Below are 1,430 nucleotides of genomic sequence, written 5' to 3' on the forward strand. Positions count from 1 at the left end.
GGCGACCGCGACCCTGCTACCGATCGTCCCGATCAACCAGCCCAAACGAGAATGATCTTGACATCTCAGATTCCACAGAATGATCCTGTTCACGTTGCCTTCGACAGCGCCGGAGTTGTAGGGCAGGGTCAGCCCGCCCCGGACGGCGGTGTGGTCGCGTTCGATTCCCCGGACGAATCGGTGCAGGTGTGGCAGATCGTCCGATGCGGCGGCCGCCATCCAGGAGCCCAGACGGTCGCCGTGGCGGCCGGTGAGCATCTCGGCGAACGCGGTGACGTGCGCGGCGGTGGTCTCGAGGTGCTGGCAGCTGGCGAGAACCTGTTTTAGTCCGAGTTGCTCGTCGTCGGTGAGGCTGTCGGGATGGTGCAGCATCCACGAGGTGATGGTCCGAACCTTCGGGATTTTCGGTGTGGCCGGCGGGGCGGCACCGACGTCGCGGAACGGGCGGAGGTAGTCGCGGACGGTGGCGTAGCTGCCGCGATAGCCCAAGGCCCGGATCTCGTCGAAGAGGGTGAGGGCGGTCGTGCATCCGTCGTTCCATCGCTCGTGCAGGTGCTCGGTGAACTCGTCCAACACGGTGCGCCGGCCTGCCCGCGGTGTGGCCAGCAGTTCGTCGACGCTGCCAGCGCGGTAGTACCGGCGCACGGTTTCCTTGGCGAGTCCGAGCTCGCGCTGGATCGGTTTGATTCCCTTGCATGCGGATCTGAAGAACTCCGCTCTCACGCATCTGCCGTCGAACTCGTTTTCGGCGAACGCCGCCTGGCTGGTCTGCGCGGTGATGGCGTTCAATCTCACCAGTGCCGCCGGCACTCGCTCACGGCTGACCCGAAGCTGACGAAGCGACCACCGGCACCCTCCGGCGCACCATCGTCTCGGTCCCCGCGCGCATCGCGTCTTCGGCCCGACGGTTGACGCTGCACCTGCCGACCGACTGGCCGTGGGAAACAGCCTGGAACACACTGTTCGACAGAACGTTCGGCCGCAATCACCCGATCATCGTCTAACATCCGCGACACCTGCCCACCCTCGACGCGAAAGAGCAAGTGGAACAACCCGACACGAGAGATCGGGTGCTCAACCATGCCCACTTACCGACCTTTGCTGCACACCGAAACTCGCCCGACTGGATCAGCGAATCGGTGCATTCGGGTTGAATTAGACCAGCTGCCCGCTGATTGGGATGAACCTCAGAGACCTCGCTGGTGGACAAGCTATCCGCGCAAGCCAGCACGATCCGTGCCCAGGTCGCCAGCGCCTGAGCGGTCTTCCCGCGCCGCTCCCATCCCTGCAACGTATTCGCTCGGCCTGAGTCAGTTCCTGCACGACCAGTTTCGGTCCCTGCGGGACATCCAGCGCCACTTGGGCATAGCTGACGCTATGGCGGTCGGTCCTGCTCCCCGTCATGCCTCCGATGTATATGCCTCCCACGC

2 pseudogenes are annotated in these 1,430 nt (G+C 64.5%); one reads left to right on the forward strand and one right to left on the reverse strand.

What is annotated here, in order from left to right:
* Window positions 1–795, reverse strand: a pseudogene (locus ACFWAY_RS53770) (hypothetical protein); the annotation flags it as partial.
* Here ACFWAY_RS53770 and ACFWAY_RS53775 point away from each other — a divergent pair.
* Window positions 692–1,004, forward strand: a pseudogene (locus tag ACFWAY_RS53775) (transposase); the annotation flags it as partial. The pseudogenes ACFWAY_RS53770 and ACFWAY_RS53775 sit on opposite strands and share 104 nt — an antisense overlap.
* Window positions 1,005–1,430 lie beyond the last annotated feature (426 nt).

It is taken from the genome of Rhodococcus sp. NPDC059968 (assembly GCF_042738615.1).
In the GTDB taxonomy this organism is placed as follows: Bacteria; Actinomycetota; Actinomycetes; order Mycobacteriales; family Mycobacteriaceae; genus Rhodococcus_F.